The organism is Sphingopyxis sp. (assembly GCF_035565275.1).
Classification (GTDB): Bacteria; Pseudomonadota; Alphaproteobacteria; order Sphingomonadales; family Sphingomonadaceae; genus Sphingopyxis.
The window spans coordinates 1-3,497 of record NZ_DATMST010000045.1; the positions used below are offsets into that span (position 1 = coordinate 1).

A 3,497-nucleotide genomic window follows, 5' to 3' on the forward strand; every position below is an offset into this window, starting at 1 on the left:
CGCCGGCGTCGCCGCGTCGACGTCGACGGCGATTGCCATCATATCCGGACCGCAGCCGGCATGCACCGCGCCGAGGTGCCGGCACGTCCAGCCCATATTCTGTATTTTCGGGGCCCACGGTTGCGGAACGGCGCCGACGAAGCGGCCAATCCGGCGCGCGAGAGCATGGTCGACGAGGCCGTACAGCAACTGATCGCGCGCGCGCCGCCGATCGGCGGCAGCGAAATCGGGCGAGAGGCAGGCGTGCGTCACTTCGGCGACCGAGCCCTTCATGGGGGGCTCGTATATACGATCGCCGAAAGGGCCAAGAGCCGCCGAGGGTTCGCGAAGCACGCGCGCCGACGCACGGTGCTCGCCATCGGGGCCGGCGACAATCAGATAGGTCGCGCCGGGACCGTCGCGGCGATCGACCTCGAAGCAGCCGGCGAGCACCGGAAGATCCCATTTCAGGATATCGACGAAGACGCGCTTGCGCGCCGCGAACATCGACCGGAGCGCGACATGTTCGCGCGCCCGGGTCGATTGGTCGACGATGAGCATCATGCCTGCCACCCGAACGGTGCGGCGCGCGGACAAATTAAATCCCCGCGGCGGCCTGCCACCAAGGCGCGAGGAATTTCAGGCCCGCCGCGCGTCGGCGCGGCCTTGCATGTCGGCATGGCGACCCTTGGCAAGCCGGGCGGCGTCCTCAAGCCTGCCGGACCGGCATTGCTCCCATCAGGGCCGGTCGCGGGCCTTCTCAACCAGGCGGCGAACCGGCAATGGCGATCGCCGCTGGTCGGGCGGCGATTCGAACGCCTCAGGCTATCCGGCGCTCCCGATATTTCCACTATATTCGCGGAGTTACTCTCAATTTGAGAGTTGTTCTTCATGTCGCGCGGTTCCACATACGCAGCGAAGGGCGCACGCGATCCGATGTCCGTGGGACTCACGCGGCCTCGCTGGCAACTCGCCCCTTATCGCGCCTTCCCGCCATCGGGCCTTGCCGGGGGGCGCAGCGCCGCCCACTCGATTAAGGGCTTGTGTGCGGGCGCTTTTGTCATGAAACTGTCATGATGGAAGGGTCGCAATCTTCTACGGCCGACCGCGTGCGCTGGGATCGGCTGACCGAAAAACAGCGCGCCTGCCTCGACCTGCTGCTCGAACGCAGGACGTCGAAGCAGATCGCGATCGACCTCGACATCTCGAAACCGACGGTCGACCAGCGGCTCACCACGGCGCGCCATATTCTCGGCGCTACCGACCGCCACGACGCGGCGCGGCGCTATGCGCGTCTCAAGCGCCTATATGACCGGATCACATATGATCCGGTGGATATTCCCCCGCCGCCGTCGCTCGTGCCATCCGACTTCGCGGACGGCGATCCATCGCAGCCCCTGCAGCCGGATGACCGCAGCAATGCGTCAGGCGGATCCTGGGCTACAGGTCTGCCGTTCGGGAAGGTCGGGAGCCACGATCATGGCTCTTCAGCGAGATTGGCGATCGTGGCGGCGATGCTCGTGGCCATCGTCATCAGTCTCCTCGGCGGGCTCGGCATCGCACATACGCTGTCGCGGCTCATTTCCGGCTGACGCTTCTCAGGTGAAACCGCATGGCGACCGGAGCGGCCCGCTCCGGCGAAGGAGAGATCATGTCCGATACGATCATGTTCATGGCGAGAAAACTTCGGCATCAGGTACCGACCGCCGAGACGCGGATCGACGATGCGTTGATCGCGGTGTCGTCGCTGATGACGACCATCGTGACCGCGCGCCGCGACGCCGACCGGGTCCAGCCCGTGAAGGGACAGGCGACCATCCAGCGTCTCGCCAAGGCGCAAATGGCGCTCATCGACGCGAGCGGCGGCGTGCTGCGCGTCCACGGCGAGCTCGCCGATATCGCGCGCGAGACCGCGGGCCTCGATCTGCACGAATGTCCGGCGGTCGCGCATGCCGATAGCGCGCCGCAGGGCGGCGGCGCCGTCGCCGGTTGACCGGGGGCCGGGCGCATGGTTTCAGACGGCGATGCTGCGGATTGCCTGTTTCCTGACGCTTCTCTTCCTCGCGACGCTCTACGCGTTGAGGAAGGGCGGCGGCCCCGAACGGGCGATGGCGGTCATCCTGATCGCGATGCTGGCGGCGGATCAACTGCTTCACCTCGTCGTGCCGGTGCGCTTCACCGCGCTCGATGCCGGGCATCTCGCGATCGACATCGCGGCGGCGGCGGCGACGCTGGTCCTGGCGCTGGCGGCGCATCGCTTCTGGCCGCTGGCGGCGGCGGCGCTCCAGATGTTGCCGCTGCTCGCCCATTTCAGCCGGGCGGTGGATCTCTCGGTGCACCCGATAGCCTATCTTTCGATGCAGGTGTTTGCGTCCTGGCTTCTCCCGCCCCTGCTATTCCTCGGAACCTGGCGGCACAGCAAACGGCTGCAAATATACGGCAGCGATCCGTCCTGGCGCGGTTCGTGGCGGCCGTCGAGCCCGAGCATGCCGACGCGATAGCGGGTACGCTTCTCGGGGAATTTCGCAGCCTGTCGCGGCTGTGGGCGCAGAGCCCCGAAGCGCTTTCCCGGGTTATCCGCGGCTGGCCTGCCGTTCTCGACCTGCTGGCAAGCGGACGCGACGTCCTCGATGAAATGATGGAGGCCGATCTCGGGGCCCGGCGCATCGATCCGCTCGACGAGCGTTTGCGGCGCTATCTGACCGCCTCGATGGGATCGCTTCCCGAGGAACGGCTCCGCGTCCTGTTTCTCGACGCGGCGCGGACGCTTCTTGCCGACGAACAACTGCAGCAGGGTACGCTCGCGTACATGTCGATCTATCCGCGCACCATCTTCCGCCGCGCGCTCGAACTCAATGCCGCAGCGATCATCCTCATCCACAACCATCCGAGCGGCGATCCGACGCCCAGCGAAGAGGATCTCGGGGCGACCGCGATGATCGAGCGACTTGGCCGCTCGCTCGATATCGAGCTTCTCGATCATATCGTCGTCACGGCGACGGGGACACATCATATGCGGAGCGGAAAGACGAAGGCGTCCGTCAAGCCGCGGCCACGCCCGTTGGCGCTGCGAAGCGACGGCGATGGAGACTCCCGCGGCAGCGACGGCCGCATTCTGCGCCATGCGATGGCAACGCAGCGGCGCCGAATCCTGCGGCGGCAATTGCTGGGAGCCGATGAGCTGTTCGGCGAACCGGCGTGGGACATGCTGCTCGACCTGTTCGTGCACGAGTGCCAGGGAAAGCAGTTGGCGATGTCGTCGCTGTGCATCGCCGCCGGCATACCCGAAAGCAGTGCGATGCGGCTCGCGCAGCGGTTGTGCGACGCGGGGCTTCTCGTTCGCCTTCCCGATCCGGCCGACGGGCGCCGGAGCTTCATGAAGATCACGCCGGACATGGCGCACCGGCTGCGCGCCTATTTTGCCGAAGGCGGAGAATAAATGCCGCGCGCCACGCCGGCCGAAGTCGCGCCGCGTGAAGCCGCGCGGCGCTCGATGCGGCGTCCTTCCCGCCCGCGAC

At 66.9% G+C, this 3,497-nt stretch carries 5 protein-coding genes; 4 read left to right on the forward strand and 1 reads right to left on the reverse strand.

The window, feature by feature from the left end:
• A partial coding sequence (locus tag VN047_RS02970) for an acyl-homoserine-lactone synthase (protein ID WP_325539870.1) occupies positions 1-543 on the reverse strand: 543 nt, incomplete at its 3' end.
• 509 nt (positions 544-1,052) lie between these two features.
• Between VN047_RS02970 and VN047_RS02975 the strand changes: the two genes are divergently transcribed.
• From VN047_RS02975 to VN047_RS02990, 4 genes are read left to right on the forward strand one after another with little or no spacing between them, the layout of a single operon-like run.
• Positions 1,053-1,571, forward strand: a complete 519-nt coding sequence (locus VN047_RS02975; protein WP_325539872.1) for a helix-turn-helix transcriptional regulator — start codon at positions 1,053-1,055, stop codon at positions 1,569-1,571.
• 59 nt (positions 1,572-1,630) lie between these two features.
• The gene (locus tag VN047_RS02980) at positions 1,631-1,972 is read left to right on the forward strand and encodes a hypothetical protein (RefSeq protein WP_325539874.1); all 342 of its coding nucleotides are present in this window, start codon (positions 1,631-1,633) and stop codon (positions 1,970-1,972) included.
• Entirely contained in the window at positions 1,929-2,480 is a 552-nt protein-coding gene (locus VN047_RS02985) for a hypothetical protein (RefSeq protein WP_325539876.1), read from the forward strand. Before VN047_RS02980 ends, VN047_RS02985 begins: the two co-directional genes overlap by 44 nt.
• Complete coding sequence (locus tag VN047_RS02990; protein ID WP_325539878.1) at positions 2,444-3,418, forward strand: JAB domain-containing protein; 975 nt, start codon at positions 2,444-2,446, stop codon at positions 3,416-3,418. The genes VN047_RS02985 and VN047_RS02990 overlap by 37 nt, the downstream gene beginning before the upstream one ends.
• Positions 3,419-3,497: the final 79 nt, after the last annotated feature.

Excerpts from the sequence above, each read along its gene's own strand:
- VN047_RS02985 (WP_325539876.1), top strand. The coding sequence starts at position 1,929 with ATGCCGATAGCGCGCCGCAGGGCGGCGGCGCCGTCGCCGGTTGACCGG.
- VN047_RS02975 (WP_325539872.1), top strand. The coding sequence starts at position 1,053 with ATGATGGAAGGGTCGCAATCTTCTACGGCCGACCGCGTGCGCTGGGAT.
- VN047_RS02980 (WP_325539874.1), top strand. The coding sequence starts at position 1,631 with ATGTCCGATACGATCATGTTCATGGCGAGAAAACTTCGGCATCAGGTA.